The organism is Paenibacillus sp. FSL K6-1558 (assembly GCF_038002565.1).
GTDB classification, from domain to species: Bacteria; Bacillota; Bacilli; order Paenibacillales; family Paenibacillaceae; genus Paenibacillus; species Paenibacillus polysaccharolyticus.
The window spans coordinates 2,850,097-2,866,348 of sequence record NZ_JBBOCV010000001.1 but is presented as its reverse complement, the minus strand read 5'-3'; the positions used below and the strand labels follow the sequence as shown (position 1 = coordinate 2,866,348).

At 46.7% G+C, this 16,252-nt stretch carries 13 protein-coding genes and 2 rRNA genes; 13 read left to right on the top strand and 2 right to left on the bottom strand.

Going from position 1 to position 16,252, the window contains the following annotated elements; translation table 11 throughout:
- Positions 1–28: 28 nt before the first annotated feature.
- The 8 genes from rplQ (at position 29) to MHI38_RS12355 (ending at position 7,157) form a co-directional block, all read left to right on the top strand.
- Positions 29–394 carry a 50S ribosomal protein L17 gene (rplQ, locus tag MHI38_RS12390; RefSeq protein WP_017692102.1) on the top strand — a complete coding sequence of 122 codons (366 nt, stop codon included), beginning with the start codon at positions 29–31 and terminating at the stop codon, positions 392–394.
- A 160-nt stretch (positions 395–554) separates the two neighbouring features.
- Positions 555–1,328 (top strand): tRNA pseudouridine(38-40) synthase TruA, encoded by a 774-nt coding sequence (gene truA, locus MHI38_RS12385; RefSeq protein WP_090924662.1) that lies wholly within the window; start codon positions 555–557, stop codon positions 1,326–1,328.
- A gap of 205 nt (positions 1,329–1,533) precedes the next feature.
- The gene (gene rplM, locus MHI38_RS12380) at positions 1,534–1,971 is read left to right on the top strand and encodes a 50S ribosomal protein L13 (protein ID WP_024633564.1); all 438 of its coding nucleotides are present in this window, start codon (positions 1,534–1,536) and stop codon (positions 1,969–1,971) included.
- Positions 1,972–1,990: 19 nt separating this feature from the next.
- A complete protein-coding gene (gene rpsI, locus MHI38_RS12375) occupies positions 1,991–2,383 on the top strand; it encodes a 30S ribosomal protein S9 (protein WP_090924661.1) in 393 nt (130 codons plus the stop codon).
- A gap of 790 nt (positions 2,384–3,173) precedes the next feature.
- Positions 3,174–3,866 carry a phosphoadenylyl-sulfate reductase gene (locus MHI38_RS12370; RefSeq protein WP_090924660.1) on the top strand — a complete coding sequence of 231 codons (693 nt, stop codon included), beginning with the start codon at positions 3,174–3,176 and terminating at the stop codon, positions 3,864–3,866.
- 115 nt (positions 3,867–3,981) lie between these two features.
- Positions 3,982–5,151 carry a sulfate adenylyltransferase gene (gene sat / locus MHI38_RS12365; protein ID WP_308723521.1) on the top strand — a complete coding sequence of 390 codons (1,170 nt, stop codon included), beginning with the start codon at positions 3,982–3,984 and terminating at the stop codon, positions 5,149–5,151.
- Positions 5,152–5,219: 68 nt separating this feature from the next.
- Positions 5,220–5,975, top strand: a complete 756-nt coding sequence (gene cwlD, locus MHI38_RS12360; protein ID WP_090924658.1) for an N-acetylmuramoyl-L-alanine amidase CwlD — start codon at positions 5,220–5,222, stop codon at positions 5,973–5,975.
- Between the two features lie 78 nt (positions 5,976–6,053).
- Positions 6,054–7,157, top strand: a complete 1,104-nt coding sequence (locus MHI38_RS12355) for an Mrp/NBP35 family ATP-binding protein (protein ID WP_154892111.1) — start codon at positions 6,054–6,056, stop codon at positions 7,155–7,157.
- A gap of 143 nt (positions 7,158–7,300) precedes the next feature.
- Here the strand turns inward: MHI38_RS12355 and gerD are convergent, their stop codons facing one another.
- Positions 7,301–8,047, bottom strand: coding sequence for a spore germination lipoprotein GerD (gerD, locus tag MHI38_RS12350; RefSeq protein WP_341181286.1), 747 nt, complete (start codon positions 8,045–8,047; stop codon positions 7,301–7,303).
- A 125-nt stretch (positions 8,048–8,172) separates the two neighbouring features.
- Here gerD and MHI38_RS12345 point away from each other — a divergent pair, with 125 nt between their 5' ends.
- The gene (locus MHI38_RS12345) at positions 8,173–8,787 is read left to right on the top strand and encodes a KinB-signaling pathway activation protein (protein WP_090924655.1); all 615 of its coding nucleotides are present in this window, start codon (positions 8,173–8,175) and stop codon (positions 8,785–8,787) included.
- Between the two features lie 112 nt (positions 8,788–8,899).
- Here MHI38_RS12345 and pdaB read toward each other — a convergent pair whose 3' ends face one another.
- The gene (gene pdaB / locus MHI38_RS12340) at positions 8,900–9,676 is read right to left on the bottom strand and encodes a polysaccharide deacetylase family sporulation protein PdaB (RefSeq protein ID WP_090924654.1); all 777 of its coding nucleotides are present in this window, start codon (positions 9,674–9,676) and stop codon (positions 8,900–8,902) included.
- 122 nt (positions 9,677–9,798) lie between these two features.
- Here pdaB and MHI38_RS12335 point away from each other — a divergent pair, with 122 nt between their 5' ends.
- The 4 genes from MHI38_RS12335 (at position 9,799) to MHI38_RS12320 (ending at position 16,122) form a co-directional block, all read left to right on the top strand.
- Positions 9,799–10,416 (top strand): stage II sporulation protein M, encoded by a 618-nt coding sequence (locus MHI38_RS12335; protein WP_308723516.1) that lies wholly within the window; start codon positions 9,799–9,801, stop codon positions 10,414–10,416.
- Positions 10,417–10,587: 171 nt separating this feature from the next.
- The gene (locus MHI38_RS12330; RefSeq protein WP_090924652.1) at positions 10,588–10,818 is read left to right on the top strand and encodes a hypothetical protein; all 231 of its coding nucleotides are present in this window, start codon (positions 10,588–10,590) and stop codon (positions 10,816–10,818) included.
- 474 nt (positions 10,819–11,292) lie between these two features.
- Positions 11,293–12,848 (top strand): 16S ribosomal RNA (locus MHI38_RS12325).
- Positions 12,849–13,195: 347 nt separating this feature from the next.
- A 23S ribosomal RNA gene (locus tag MHI38_RS12320) occupies positions 13,196–16,122 on the top strand.
- Together the 16S and 23S rRNA genes form the textbook arrangement of a ribosomal RNA operon.
- Positions 16,123–16,252: the final 130 nt, after the last annotated feature.

Genomic DNA, 16,252 nt, shown 5'->3' with positions numbered 1-16,252 from the left:
GAGTGCTTGAAGTGAAGGAGGGAAAACAATGGCATACCAAAAGTTGGGCCGTAATTCCAGCGCACGTAAAGCTTTGTTCCGTGACCTGGTAACCGACCTGTTCTTATACGAGCGCATTCAGACAACTGAAGCGAAAGCAAAAGAGGTTCGCTCTATTGCTGAAAAACTGATCACTAAAGCGAAAAAGGGAGATCTTCATGCCCGTCGCCAAGTGGCAGCATATGTTCGCCGCGAAACTATCGATGGTGAGCAAGATGCAATCCAAAAACTGTTTAGCGAATTGTCCGGTCGTTACGCTGAGCGTCCAGGCGGATACACACGTATCCTGAAACTGGGACCTCGTCGTGGTGACGCAGCGCCTATGGTTTACTTGGAACTGGTAGACCGCGCGTAATACAGATGTGAGATGAGGAAAGGGGACAGAGTCCAAGATTCTGAGTCAACCCTTTTTTTCTCTTCATTTCGGAATTCGTGCTGTAAATGAAGCTCCGTAAGGGGCTTCTTTTGCTGTTCGGGATAGGGTTATGTATAGTATGGAACAAAGGTGTGGTAATATGCGCAACTTATGTATGACGGTAACTTATGATGGAACGGCCTACTACGGCTTTCAAGTACAGCCAGGAGGTAATACCATTCAGGACCACCTTGAGGATGCTATTCGTGCGTTGACTGGTGAGACGGTGAAAATCACGGGGTCAGGCCGAACGGATGCAGGCGTTCATGCCCGCAGACAAATCTTCAATTTTCCTACAGCGTCCCAGATTCCGGTGGAACGTTGGTGTATTGCACTCAACTCCAGATTGCCATCTGACATTGTTGTTATTGATGCAATGGAGGTACCGCTAGATTTTCATTCTCGTTATGCAGCGAAAAAGAAAACCTATCGATATACGGTCAATGCAAACCAATTTCCGGATGTCTTTAACAGAAGACTGCAGCATCATCATCATGCCAAGCTGGACATCACTGCGATGGAAGAGGGCCTGCGTCATTTCATAGGCACATATGACTTTACTTCCTTTGCTTCACGCAAGTCTCAGAAAGAGAATCATGTGCGTTCGGTATACGAAGCATGGATAGAAGTGGACCGTTCAATGTGCAGGGACCATCCTCGCGATCAGGGTGTCATTCACATTTATGTGAGTGGTAACGGCTTTTTGCAACATATGGTGCGTATCATTGTAGGGACACTGCTGGAGGTCGGAGAGGGTAAACGGAAAGCCTCTGATGTGCCGGATATGATTGCTGCATGCAACCGTTCTGCTGCGGGACCAACTGCAGTTAGTTGTGGTTTGATGCTCTGGGATCTTGAATACAAAAAAGATTAAATTTGGTGAGTAAAAAGCTCAAATAATACTTGCGAATTAGTCTCCTATCATGTAATATAAAAGTTGTGTTTTCTTAATGGCTTTCCCACAGCCCCAATTAAGATGTTCACATCGCAACAACTATCCATCAACACCTAAAGTTATCACTTAACGAACGAAGATAAATGAAAAATGATGATTTTGAACATTTAAGGAGGAACTTTTCATGCGTACTACGTACATGGCGAAGCCTAACGAAGTTGAGCGCCAATGGCACATCATTGATGCTGAAGGCAAAACCCTCGGACGTTTGGCGAGCGAAGCAGCTGCTTTGATCCGCGGCAAACATAAGCCACAATTCACTCCACATGTGGACACTGGCGATTTCGTTGTTATCATCAATGCAGAGAAAATTGTATTGACTGGTAAAAAAATGCAAGGTAAAAAATACTACCGTCACTCGATGCACCCAGGTGGTTTGAAAGTAACTACTGCAGAAGAGATGGTTAAAAACAAACCTGAACGTATGTTGGAATTGGCTGTTCGCGGTATGCTTCCTAAAACTCGCATGGGCGAGAAAATGAAGCTGAGACTTAAAGCGTACAGAGGCACTGAGCATCCACACGCAGCACAAAAACCAGAAGTTTACGAACTTCGCGGTTAATTAAAAGGAGGACAGTTTCATGGCACAAGTACAATACTATGGGACAGGTCGTCGTAAACATTCGGTAGCACGTGTTCGCCTTGTACCGGGTGAAGGACGCATTGTCATCAATAAACGTGATATTAATGAATACTTTGGTTTGGAAACACTCAAACTGATCGTAAAACAACCACTGACTTTGACAGAAACGCTCACTAACTATGACGTTTTGGTTATCGCTCACGGTGGCGGAATCTCCGGTCAAGCCGGTGCGATCCGTCACGGTATCTCCCGCGCTCTGCTCAAAGCAGATCCAGAATACCGTGCATCCCTGAAAAAAGCAGGATTCCTGACTCGTGACCCACGTATGAAAGAACGTAAAAAATACGGTCTTAAAGCGGCTCGTCGCGCACCTCAGTTCTCCAAACGTTAAGATTTTTCAAAGTCCTTGGCTTCGGCCAGGGACTTTTTTGTGTTTTATCTACTAATAGGCTATGCCTAATTTGAATATTCTAACGTTAACGTAATAGCAACATGATTCCCATTGAGAGAAAAACGAGGTTACAAGAGATTAGCTGTAACTTTAGTTTTGTATATCCTTGAATTTTGATCTAATTCATATCTAAATTAACCTTCTTAATCCAAATGAATTCAAATTGATTAATCAATGTCCATCCGCCATTCCCCTCTATGACTTGATCCACGTTATAACTCTAACTATCGTTAGCACAAATCTTAACCGTATATAGCAATACTACTACACCCAATCAATATCATTTTTTCTCATGTCTCAGATATCAGTCTTTTTTATGAATACGATAAAGGGTTCTTACTTTTGTTATTTGACGGAGTTGCAGTCTCGGCTTTCACTATTCCTCAAATGAGGATGCCTCTTCTGACAGGATACGCTCTCTAATGATGAAAAATAATTCGTCCTTCATCCCAAAAATCCAACAATAGCAACGTTTTTTTCTCTTTAGGATCTTGAGCACTTGAAAGTTATGTTTATAAGATTTTTGTATAGTTTTACCTTCATTTCATCTAGAAGCCTAATAAGCACTAAAAGTTGAGCGTTGTTATACTGATTTTTTCTGAGTAGAACTGATGTAATTTACCAGATGGCAGGCATTGACATCGCGAGTGAAAGATTTATACTATACATAATTCATATTAGATTAGTCGGCTTTTGTGGTTTTGAGATCATGAATGGGGGAAATTGAACAATGAACTTGTTAGAAAAGGAAGAACTGGCTCGTACAAAAGCAGAGGAACTGGAGCACGCAAGCCCGGAAGATATTATTCGCTATGCGGTTGAAACATTTCCTAATATCACATTTGCATGCAGCTTCGGTGCAGAGGATGTTGTACTTGTAGATATGTTGCAAAAAATTAGCCCATCTACTGATGTTTTTTATCTGGATACAGATTTTCATTTTCAGGAAACATATGATACGCGTGATCGGATGCAAGAAAAGTACAACCTTGAGTTTGTAAAAGTATCGCCAAAAATCACACCAGAAGAACAAGCTGCTCAGCATGGGGAAGAATTATGGAAATCCGATCCTAATGCTTGTTGTAACATTCGTAAGGTGGAACCTCTGACACGTATTCTTTCGCAGTATGATGCATGGATTACGGGGATTCGCAGAGATCAGGCACCAACGCGTGCAAACTCCAAGAAGGTTGAATATGATACTAAGTTTGGACTCATGAAATTTAACCCGATTGCACATTGGACGAGTGAGGATGTGTGGGAATACATTCGTGCTAATAACGTGACATATAACCCGCTGCATGATCAAAATTACCCGAGCATCGGGTGCGAGCATTGCACACGCCAGGTAATGCCTGGGGAAGATCCTCGCGCGGGGCGCTGGTCTGGTAATGATAAAACGGAGTGCGGATTGCACAAATAAGCTGATTAATAGAGTTATGGCATGATAGCGCAAATGTCTTTTTCAGTTAAACCATTTTAGAATGATAATGCAGTTTTCATCAAAATATCGGATGTTTTAATAAGGAGCTGACAAGATGACTTCGATTCTGCCTCATGGAGGTGCGCTGGTGCAGCGTATCGTACAAGGAGAAGAACGTGAGCAATTATTGCAGGATAGCAAAAACCTGAACTCATTGCAGATTAACACCTGGACGATCTCAGATTTGGATTTGATTGGTGTAGGTGCGTTTTCACCGCTTCAAGGCTTTATGAATGAGGAAGATTATCTGTCTGTCGTATCCCGAATGCGTTTAGCGGATGGCACAGTATGGAGCATACCGATTACACTGGCTGTAAATGATCAACAGGCTGATTCACTTCGTAAAGGTGAAACTGTAGCTCTTGTTGGTGAAGCGGATGGAGTAACGTACGGTCTGCTCGAGGTTCAAAGCATCTATAAGGTGGATCAGGCAGAGGAAGCACGTCGTGTTTTCAAAACCGATGATCCTGAACACCCTGGTGTGAAAAAACTGCTGGAGCGTCCTGCAACATATGTAGGAGGTCCAATTCAAGTGTTGAACCGTCCGAAACCGGCCAAGTTTGAAGAATTCTATTATGACCCGGCTCAGACACGTAAGATTTTTCAGGATAAAGGATGGAGAACTGTTGTTGGTTTTCAGACGCGTAACCCTGTCCACCGGGCACATGAGTATATCCAGAAGAGTGCAATGGAAATCGTTGATGCACTTTTTTTGAATCCACTTGTAGGTGAGACGAAGTCTGATGATGTTCCAGCGAATGTGCGCATGAAGAGTTATCTGGTACTGCTGGAGAACTATTATCCGGCGGATCGTGCGTTTCTGGGTGTATTCCCGGCTGCAATGCGGTATGCGGGACCTCGTGAAGCCATTTTTCATGCCATGGTACGTAAAAATTATGGCTGCACTCATTTTATCGTAGGGCGTGATCATGCGGGTGTAGGTGATTATTACGGAACCTATGAAGCACAAGAGATCTTCTCTAATTTTACGGCTGAGGAATTGGGCATTACACCACTGTTCTTTGAGCACAGTTTCTTCTGTACCAAATGCGGAAATATGGCTTCCAGCAAAACCTGCCCTCATGACAAGAAACATCATATGACTTTGTCGGGAACCAAGGTACGTGGATTGTTGCGTAATGGTGAATGTCCACCGCCAGAATTTACACGTCCTGAGGTTGCTGAGGTGTTGATTGAGGGCATGTCAGAGCAAGTCCATTCCTAAGGGTATATTTGTCCATCTTGTCCCATATAGATGATTAGAGTCATTTATAGGGACGAGGTGGTTTTTTTATGCGCAAAAACATGGGGAAACATCTGGTAGTCTGGGTCCGGTTAAAAACAGTGAAGAGGGTTATGCTGAGCCTATGTTTGTTGGCTATGTTTGTAGCGGTTGTTTCGTATGAGATGCCCTCGGCCAAAACGTCAGGATATTGGAGTTTGCCTCTGGCTGGCAAGGTGATCGCTATTGATGCAGGTCATGGCGGACCAGATGGGGGAGCCGTGAGCAGGCAGGGAGTTATTGAGAAGGATATCAATCTGTCCATTGCGCTGTATGTTAGAGACTATCTGCAACAGGCAGGAGCTCTTGTTGTGATGACTCGTGAGATCGATAAGGATTTGGCCGACGAGGGAACGAGAGGGTACTCCAGACGTAAGACAGAGGATCTCAAACAGAGAGTAAGACAGATTGAAGATAAACAAGCTGATTTATTTATCAGCATTCACATGAACAGTGTGCCATCTAATCGGTGGAGCGGTGCACAAGTCTTTTACACGCCTAATCATCCTGATAACGAAGGTCTTGCAAATCTGCTACAAGCCGAAATGATTCGGAATCTGGAAAATACAGACCGTATAGCGAAAACGGTGAGTACCGTTTATCTGCTTCAGGCTCTGAAAATCCCGTCAGCACTCGTTGAGGTCGGCTTCTTGTCTCATCCGGAAGAGGCCCGTCTGCTCGCTGAAGAAACGTACCAACGCAAAGTAGCCGCATCTATTTATAACGGTATTCTCCGATATGCTTCAGGTGAACGTCCGAAAAGTTAGTCACAAGAAGAGAGGTAGTGCTATAATTGGAACAGCATACCTAACACATGCCAATAGATAAAACCGAGGTGCTGTCTGATGTTATCAAAAGAACAGATACTTGAACTTTTACAGCCATTACAGGAACCGCAGCTAGGACAAAGCTTAGTGGAACTGGGATGGATTCGTGACATTATGGTGAAAGAACACCATGTGGCCTTAAGCATGGTGACACTGGAGAATCGGCCAGAAGATGCAACCGCTTTAACGGATGCTGCACGTAACCTGCTTTCCCAGCATGGAGTGAAGGATGTGCATATCCGCACACGGGTAGCGTCAGAGCATGACCGTCAGAGCCTTAACCTGGGACAAGTGCAGCAAGAGCAAGATCAGGATGAAGTGCTTGTAAAAGGTCATGCGGCTGGTCTCGATGGACATGAGCTGTTAAGCCCTGAGTCGGGAGTTCGTTTTATTGCCATAGCTAGTGGTAAAGGGGGCGTGGGGAAATCAACGGTCACCGTTAACCTGGCTGTAGCCCTGGCTCGTCAAGGGAAGAAAGTCGGTCTCATTGATGCTGATATTTATGGTTTCAGTGTGCCGGATATGATGGGGATTGAAGAATACCCTGTCGTTGAGGACGGTGTGATTCAACCGGTCGAACGTTTTGGCGTCAAAGTGATGTCTATGGGTTTCTTCATTCGGGAAAATAACCCTGTGATCTGGCGTGGCCCAATGCTTGGCCGGATGCTACGTCAGTTCTTCACCGATGTTCAGTGGGGCGAACTGGATTACATGTTGCTGGATCTGCCACCGGGCACCGGAGATGTTGCGCTTGATGTGCATCAGATGTTGCCACAGAGCAAAGAGATCATTGTAACGACTCCACATGCGACCGCAGCCTTTGTAGCGGCGCGTGCCGGAGCGATGGCCATTCAAACAGAACATGAACTGTTAGGTGTGGTTGAGAACATGGCGTACTACGAATGTGGTAAATGTGGGGAGAAAGAGTATGTCTTTGGTCGTGGAGGGGGCGGACGTCTTGCCGAAAGCTTGCATACGGTACTGCTTGCCCAGATTCCATTAGGTGCTCCAGATAACCATCCTTCTGAGCCGGATTTCTCACCGTCTGTGTACAAGGCAGAGACAACAATAGGAGCTATATATGACGAGGTTGCCAAGTCAATCGAGTCTAAGTTTGAATGAGTTTCTTATGTGATTAAAATTTAATGTGCTTATAAATAAAGCCTGCGTCCTTTGGATGCAGGCTTTTCACATGATCTCTACTTTGGAAATTTGAAGCTTATCAACGTTTCTCTTCTTGCAGAACCTGGATCATCTTTGCAGTTCTATGAACTTCCACCGCCACCACCGGAGTCTCCACCTCCAGAATCACCACTGCCACCATCTCCCTGACCACCGGATTCCTGCCCCTTTTGCCCGCCACCGCTTTCCGTTTTAGGCTGGAGCTCTTCTTGTACCACTTTTTTCAGCAAAGTAAGAACTTCCATACGAAACAAAGGATTTTGCATCACTTCCTGCATAACGGTCATCGTTTGTTTTCGGTATTCCGGGGTTTTGGTCATATCCATGAACATCTTGGATACTTCAGGAGATTTCATGATATCCCCAATCGACTTCTGATACGTCGGATCTTTGATCAGTTGCATATGCAGTTGTTTGCTTTGTCCGTTGATCGCTTTGGCGAATTCACCGGCAAATTGCGGATCGGTCATGATTTTCTCGAATTCCTTCTGGTATTCAGGAGCGGTTATGGTATCTTTTACGGCAATACGTATTTGTTCCGAAGATTGCATTGGCATTAACATTTTCATTCCTACCGTTCCCGATCCACCACCAGAGCTCCCGACTTCTTCTGACCCACCGCCTCCACCACCGCCAGAGGAGCTTTGACCCGTTAGAGCCTCTTCAACAGCCTTCTTGCCTTCATCACTTTTCAAAATATCTACGACCATCGTTTTCATCTCTTTATAACTGCCCTGAGGAGGCGAAGAACTCTGATCTGAACCGCAGCCGGCGAGCATGACGGATAGCCCCAATACAACGTAGCATAGCTGCCATATAGGCCGTTTCATGTGTACAATCCCTCCTTGATTAGATACTGGATGTAGTATGTGATGGGAAAGGGGGAAATATGTTGAGCAATGATGGTTTTTTGCTGTGAAGGTTGGTAAAATAAACACTCGGGGGTGGAAAACATTTGAATTTGCGTAGATGGTTTTTCCTATTTTGGACAGCCTTGCTTATTGGCGCCGCGGGAGCATTAGGTACAGGATTGATTATGATGTTGGTAAACGGAGAAAAAATGAATGGTATTGCTGATTTTATGCTGTATCTTCTGATTCTGTTTGGCTCCGGAGTGATGATTAGCGTATATTCACAAATGGGTTTCTTTGCATATCTCATCTTGAATTATATGGGCAAGGGTGTATTCCCAAGACGCGGATGGCAGATTGTGCAGGTTGTGCTGACTGTGCTAGCTTTGCTGGACATCATGTTCTTGCGTTTATTTGTCGGAGGAGGACGAGAGCGTATCTCGGACATTGTGCTGGGACTGATCATTTTGGCGGCTGCAATTGTTACCGCTTACGTGAAAGTGAAACAGACACATATCTCTGCGTTAGTACCAACGCTCTTTTTCATGATCGCCGTGACTGCAGTGGAAACGATTGGTGTACTGCGTATTGACGTTAATGCAGCTACCATCTTTATTGTGATCCCTTTGCTGTTATGTAATGCATATCAGATGCTGATCCTGCACAAGCTGGTCGATAGCTCAAAAGAAGCGGCTGTGAATCCTGCTCCGAGTCGTTGAATGAATGTTGGGTATAAAGAGTTGAAGGGCCATACACATGAATAAGGTTTTCATAACGATGAAAAATACAAAAAGAGCTAACTGTGTTAGCTCTTTTTCAACTGTTTGCGTATTATTGGCCGCTGGCTTGATCGCGTACTTCCTTACCCTCTACACTTGAATGGTTAAGGAGTTCAGATACGGTGACGAATTCATAGCCCTGATTTTTTAATTTATCGATGATGGCCGGAAGTGCTTCATGAGTTTGTTTCGATGAGTCGCTGGCATGCAACAGGACAATGTCACCGGGATGTGCTTTGCTGACGACACGATCAACGATTGTCTGTACTCCGGGGTTTTTCCAATCCAGAGAATCTGTATCCCATTGTACAACTTGATAGTTTAGACTATTCGCAACCTGAAGCACGCGTTTATCAAAATCTCCGTTAGGCAATCGTAGCAAATTGGGTTCTTTTCCCGTTAAATCGGTTAAAATGCTGTGAGCTGTCGAAATCTCCTTGCGGATCTGCTCTTCGGTCAGGCTAGTATAGTTCTCGTGCCGATGTCCATGACTACCGATCTCATAGCCTGCATCTTTGATGGCAGTCACAATCTCGGGATGGGTTTTGCTCCAGGGTGAGGAGAGAAAGAAGGTGGCCTTCTGCACTTTATTCTCCTGAAGAACTTTAAGAATCGGTTCAGTTCGTTTATCACCCCAGCTAATGTCAAAGGTAAGTGCAATGACCTTCTTGTCAGTCGGTACACTGTAGACGGCGGAAGGTGCTTCTTCCGAGAACACTGACACGTTGCCACTTTCCAAATAAATAATACCAATCGCAAAAATGGCAGCAACGAGCACAATCAGATTACGTTTGATCTTTTTGCCGCTGAATACATAGAACGAGTTCATTTCGCTAAGCGCCCCTCTCCCAATAAAGAAATGCTTGTTTACTTCTCAATGTATGCTCGTACCGTCCAGTTATTCGTTTTACATCTTTGTTTGTCCATCATTTCGGTTTACAGGAGGTTGTTATGTTAAAATTCAGTACATTTATAAGAGATATGGGTAAGATTAGAGGAGCTTTAATCTGGTCATTTTTATTGTTCGCTGTGGGTATAGGAGCAGGGTGGGTGAGTACTGGCCCCCTAGAAGAGTTACTGTTAGGGCAGATTGAAGGGCTTCGCCAAATCAGTCAGCAGTTGGAGCAAGGAGGAAATGTGCAGTGGAATTTCTTCTTACTTATCTTTTTCAATAATGCCATTAAAAGTGTATTGGTTATCTATGCAGGTATTTTCTTCGGAATCTTGCCAATTATCTTTCTGCTAATCAACGGGATGGTGCTTGGCTTTGTTGTTCACACCACGATGAATTATGGGGCAAGCTTTTTTGATATTGTCGTGAAGGGGCTTCTTCCACATGGCATTATCGAAATCCCGGTTATTATTATTGCCTGTGCGTTTGGATTGAGGTTCGGCGGTTTGGTCGTGCGGAGTCTGGCGCAAATGGGAGGCGACAAACGGGCAATGATCGGATCTCGGTGGAAAGAGTTTATGAATATGACGTTAACGGCAAGTTTTTGGGTAGTCATCTTGCTTCTCGTTGCAGCGGTTATTGAGAGCACGCTCACATATGCACTTGTGAGAGATTAAAATTATTTGTGCAAATTTTGTGATACCCAGCATTCATAAATTCCCAGTAATTTGACCATAACAATAAAACGGGTTTCAGCAGTGCAGACAAAAAAGAGATATGTTCAACAAAAGAAGATGCTGAAAGACGAGTGTGACTATAGAGGCTATGCACAAAAAGGAGAACTCTTAATGCTGGGTATGCTATTTAACGAGAAAGAATGCAAGGAACTGGACTATGTATTACGCAAAGAGTTGGATGAAATGCTGTTCGATCTAAGTGACCATCGTCTTGACCAAGAGATTAAATATGCTATAGCGAGTCGGTATAAAACAGTATTCCGTATGTATGCAAGGTTCGCCCCGCCTAAAGAGTTATCCAAGTATGCAAGAGGCGGTAAGCTAAAAAACTCCAAGCTATAAAATAAAGCTGAACATATAATTTTAAACGTTATGATGAGAGGTGTAGCTCTCTAGATAGAGAATGCGCCTCTCATTGTATTCGCCATTTGCTAAAGGGAATGATCAACTTATTTGTCGAAATAGGGTTGACCTTTTCGAAACTATATGGTAAATTAATTTTCGTTCCATTTTTAAGGAGCCGTTTGATTGGACAAGCATTTTTATAAGACAGTAGCTAAAACGGTTGAAAAAAATGCTTGCAAAGAAAACGTGGATGTGTTACATTATAAAAGTCGCCGCTGAAACGACGACAACATGAAAAACAACGCATCAAATTATGTTTGATCTTTGAAAACTGAACAACGAGTGAGTATCGATCTTGCTTGCAAGATCAAAATGAGATTTTTAATCTCGTCAGATTCAAAATGAGCTTATCGCTCTTTTCAATACCCTGATGAGTTTCAGAACGTTTAACGACGCTGACGAAATTCATCTTTATTGGAGAGTTTGATCCTGGCTCAGGACGAACGCTGGCGGCATGCCTAATACATGCAAGTCGAGCGGACTTGAAGAGAAGCTTGCTTCTCTGATGGTTAGCGGCGGACGGGTGAGTAACACGTAGGCAACCTGCCCTCAAGCTTGGGACAACTACCGGAAACGGTAGCTAATACCGAATACTTGTTTTCTTCGCCTGAAGAGAACTGGAAAGACGGAGCAATCTGTCACTTGGGGATGGGCCTGCGGCGCATTAGCTAGTTGGTGAGGTAACGGCTCACCAAGGCGACGATGCGTAGCCGACCTGAGAGGGTGATCGGCCACACTGGGACTGAGACACGGCCCAGACTCCTACGGGAGGCAGCAGTAGGGAATCTTCCGCAATGGGCGAAAGCCTGACGGAGCAATGCCGCGTGAGTGATGAAGGTTTTCGGATCGTAAAGCTCTGTTGCCAGGGAAGAACGCTTGGGAGAGTAACTGCTCTCAAGGTGACGGTACCTGAGAAGAAAGCCCCGGCTAACTACGTGCCAGCAGCCGCGGTAATACGTAGGGGGCAAGCGTTGTCCGGAATTATTGGGCGTAAAGCGCGCGCAGGCGGTCATGTAAGTCTGGTGTTTAATCCCGGGGCTCAACCCCGGATCGCACTGGAAACTGTGTGACTTGAGTGCAGAAGAGGAGAGTGGAATTCCACGTGTAGCGGTGAAATGCGTAGAGATGTGGAGGAACACCAGTGGCGAAGGCGACTCTCTGGGCTGTAACTGACGCTGAGGCGCGAAAGCGTGGGGAGCAAACAGGATTAGATACCCTGGTAGTCCACGCCGTAAACGATGAGTGCTAGGTGTTAGGGGTTTCGATACCCTTGGTGCCGAAGTTAACACATTAAGCACTCCGCCTGGGGAGTACGGTCGCAAGACTGAAACTCAAAGGAATTGACGGGGACCCGCACAAGCAGTGGAGTATGTGGTTTAATTCGAAGCAACGCGAAGAACCTTACCAGGTCTTGACATCCAACTAACGAGGCAGAGATGCGTTAGGTGCCCTTCGGGGAAAGTTGAGACAGGTGGTGCATGGTTGTCGTCAGCTCGTGTCGTGAGATGTTGGGTTAAGTCCCGCAACGAGCGCAACCCTTATATTTAGTTGCCAGCACTTCGGGTGGGCACTCTAGATAGACTGCCGGTGACAAACCGGAGGAAGGTGGGGATGACGTCAAATCATCATGCCCCTTATGACCTGGGCTACACACGTACTACAATGGCCGGTACAACGGGCTGCGAAATCGCGAGATGGAGCCAATCCCAACAAAGCCGGTCTCAGTTCGGATTGCAGGCTGCAACTCGCCTGCATGAAGTCGGAATTGCTAGTAATCGCGGATCAGCATGCCGCGGTGAATACGTTCCCGGGTCTTGTACACACCGCCCGTCACACCACGAGAGTTTATAACACCCGAAGTCGGTGGGGTAACCGCAAGGAGCCAGCCGCCGAAGGTGGGATAGATGATTGGGGTGAAGTCGTAACAAGGTAGCCGTATCGGAAGGTGCGGCTGGATCACCTCCTTTCTATGGAGAATCGTCTTCTGCAATGAAGACATTCAAAACTAAAATCTAGCCAGGTCGGCTAGTTACTCACTCGTTGCTCAGTTTTGAGAGCTCAAACTCTCAAAACTTCTCGTTGATTCGACCGACACTTCTGTGAACGGCCCGAATGAAACGATTTGTTCTTTGAAAACTAGATATCGAAACGAAACAAACGCGAATTAGAACATTCCTTTTTAGCTGAACTTGTGTATAACAAGTTTCAATAAAAACGGTAGATAATGCAATTGCGATGGTATCGGGTGGGAGCGACTTTTGGCTTTGGACGTAGTCCAAACCAAGGGAAGCGAGCGAACGAAACCGGAGCATATGGTTAAGCTACTAAGAGCACACGGAGGATGCCTAGGCGCTAGGAGCCGATGAAGGACGTGGCGAACAACGAAACTGCCTCGGGGAGCTGTAAGCAAGCTTTGATCCGGGGATGTCCGAATGGGGAAACCCAGCTGGGGTAATATCCAGTTACTCATAACTGAATACATAGGTTATGTAGAGGCATACCAGGGGAACTGAAACATCTAAGTACCCTGAGGAAGAGAAAACAATAGTGATTCCGTCAGTAGCGGCGAGCGAACGCGGAGAAGCCCAAACCAAAGAGCTTGCTCTTTGGGGTTGTGGGACGTCTCACATGGAGTTACAAAGGAACCGGTTAAGCGAAGAGGTCTGGAAAGGCCCGCCAAAGAAGGTAAAAGCCCTGTAATTGAAAGTCTGTTCCCTCCGAGACGGATCCCGAGTAGTGCGGGGCACGTGAAACCCCGTATGAATCCGGCAGGACCATCTGCCAAGGCTAAATACTTCCTAGCGACCGATAGTGAAGCAGTACCGTGAGGGAAAGGTGAAAAGCACCCCGGAAGGGGAGTGAAATAGAACCTGAAACCGTGTGCTTACAAAAAGTCAGAGCCCGTTTTAGGGGTGATGGCGTGCCTTTTGTAGAATGAACCGGCGAGTTACGTTCCCGTGCAAGGTTAAGGTGAAGAGCCGGAGCCGCAGCGAAAGCGAGTCTGAATAGGGCGAATGAGTACGTGGACGTAGACCCGAAACCGGGTGATCTACCCCTGTCCAGGGTGAAGGTGCGGTAACACGCACTGGAGGCCCGAACCCACGCATGTTGAAAAATGCGGGGATGAGGTGGGGGTAGCGGAGAAATTCCAATCGAACTCGGAGATAGCTGGTTCTCCCCGAAATAGCTTTAGGGCTAGCCTCGGAAAACAGAGTCGTGGAGGTAGAGCACTGATTGGGTGCGGGGCCCGCAAGGGTTACCAAGCTCAGTCAAACTCCGAATGCCATAGACTTACTTCCGGGAGTCAGACAGTGAGTGCTAAGATCCATTGTCAAAAGGGAAACAGCCCAGACCATCAGCTAAGGTCCCCAAGTGTGTGTTAAGTGGGAAAGGATGTGGAGTTGCACAGACAACCAGGATGTTGGCTTAGAAGCAGCCACCATTGAAAGAGTGCGTAATAGCTCACTGGTCGAGTGACTCTGCGCCGAAAATGTAACGGGGCTAAACACACCACCGAAGCTATGGCTTGATGCTTGCATCAGGGGTAGGGGAGCGTTGTATAAGGGTTGAAGGTGTACCGTAAGGAGCGCTGGACATTATACAAGTGAGAATGCCGGTATGAGTAACGAAAAGATCAGTGAGAATCTGATCCGCCGAAAGCCTAAGGGTTCCTGAGGAAGGCTCGTCCGCTCAGGGTAAGTCGGGACCTAAGGCGAGGCCGAAAGGCGTAGTCGAAGGACAACAGGTCGAAATTCCTGTACCACCGTAAATCGTTACGAGCGATGGGGGGACGCAGTAGGGTAGTGACGCAGGCTGATGGATGCCTGTCCAAGCAGTAAGGCTGGTTAGTAGGCAAATCCGCTAACCGTAAGGCTGAGCTGTGATGGGGAGTGAAAATTACAGTAGCGAAGGTCATGATCTCACACTGCCAAGAAAAGCCTCTAGCCAGATGAAGGTGCCCGTACCGCAAACCGACACAGGTAGGCGAGAAGAGAATTCTAAGGCGCGCGGAAGAACTCTCGTTAAGGAACTCGGCAAAATGACCCCGTAACTTCGGGAGAAGGGGTGCCCCGGTAGTGTGAATAGCACGAGGGGGCCGCAGTGAAAAGGCCCAAGCGACTGTTTAGCAAAAACACAGGTCTGTGCGAAGCCGTAAGGCGAAGTATACGGGCTGACGCCTGCCCGGTGCTGGAAGGTTAAGGGGAGTGGTTAGGGAGTAATCCCGAAGCTGTGAACCGAAGCCCCAGTAAACGGCGGCCGTAACTATAACGGTCCTAAGGTAGCGAAATTCCTTGTCAGGTAAATTCTGACCCGCACGAATGGCGTAACGACTTGGGCGCTGTCTCAACGAGAGATCCGGTGAAATTTTAATACCTGTGAAGATGCAGGTTACCCGCGACAAGACGGAAAGACCCCATGGAGCTTTACTGCAGCTTGATATTGAATTTGGGTACGATCTGTACAGGATAGGTGGGAGCCTTTGAAGCGTGAGCGCCAGCTTGCGTGGAGGCACCGTTGGGATACCACCCTGATCGTATCTAGGTTCTAACCTGGTACCGTAAACCGGTGCGGGGACAGTGTCAGGTGGGCAGTTTGACTGGGGCGGTCGCCTCCTAAAGAGTAACGGAGGCGCCCAAAGGTTCCCTCAGAATGGTTGGAAATCATTCGAAGAGTGCAAAGGCATAAGGGAGCTTGACTGCGAGACCTACAAGTCGAGCAGGGACGAAAGTCGGGCTTAGTGATCCGGTGGTACCGCATGGAAGGGCCATCGCTCAACGGATAAAAGCTACCCTGGGGATAACAGGCTTATCTCCCCCAAGAGTCCACATCGACGGGGAGGTTTGGCACCTCGATGTCGGCTCATCGCATCCTGGGGCTGAAGTAGGTCCCAAGGGTTGGGCTGTTCGCCCATTAAAGCGGTACGCGAGCTGGGTTCAGAACGTCGTGAGACAGTTCGGTCCCTATCTGTCGTGGGCGTAGGAAATTTGAGAGGAGCTGTCCTTAGTACGAGAGGACCGGGATGGACGTACCGCTGGTGTACCAGTTGTTCCGCCAGGAGCACCGCTGGGTAGCTATGTACGGACGGGATAAGCGCTGAAAGCATCTAAGCGTGAAGCCCCCCTCAAGATGAGATTTCCCAGTATGTAAGACCCCTTGAAGACGACGAGGTAGATAGGCTGGGGGTGGAAGTGCAGTAATGCATGGAGCTGACCAGTACTAATCGGTCGAGGGCTTATCCAATATGCAAGTTTTGATCGCGCACGTTTCGTTTCGAATCTAGTTTTCAGAGAACAACACTCTGAATATGCGCTGAACCATTCATCCACACCGCTGTGATGGACCGAATGGAACGCGAATGCATTTGTTTCAC